The sequence below is a fragment of the Massilia sp. 01N410 genome (assembly GCF_056399665.1).
In genome coordinates this window covers 1-358 of record NZ_JBFTRV010000092.1, presented here as the reverse complement: position 1 = coordinate 358, position 358 = coordinate 1, and the positions used below count along the sequence as shown (strand labels likewise).

The following is a 358-nucleotide window of genomic DNA, read 5'->3' as shown; positions in this document are numbered from 1 at the left end:
CCTGTTCGATGTCGCGGGCCACGCGCTTGCGCTGGTTGTCGAGGTCGGCGCGCTCACGCAGCGCTTCGGCCTTGACCTGCTCCACTTCGGCACGGAGCTGTTCGATCTGTTCGTTGACGCCCTCGGCGGCAGCTGCGTCGGCGGCGGCCTGCTGGGCGGCGATGTCTGGCTGATCTTGATTCATGTCTGGGTCCCTGGCGGTCACTCTCCGCCTCCACCCACCCTAGTGTGGGCGGGATGCTGCGTTTCAAGCGTCCGATGCACCCGGAGTTCGCCCGCCCGGCGAAAAGGCCGCGCCGAGCACATCGGCACCCGGAGTTCGCCCGCCCGGCGAAAAGGCCGCGCCGAGCACATCGGC

Annotated in this window: 1 protein-coding gene; it reads right to left on the bottom strand. The window is 69.0% G+C overall.

What is annotated here, in order from left to right:
- On the bottom strand, positions 1–184 hold a 184-nt coding region (locus tag AC1DOP_RS27385; RefSeq protein WP_477254448.1), incomplete at its 3' end, for a nucleotide exchange factor GrpE.
- Positions 185–358 lie beyond the last annotated feature (174 nt).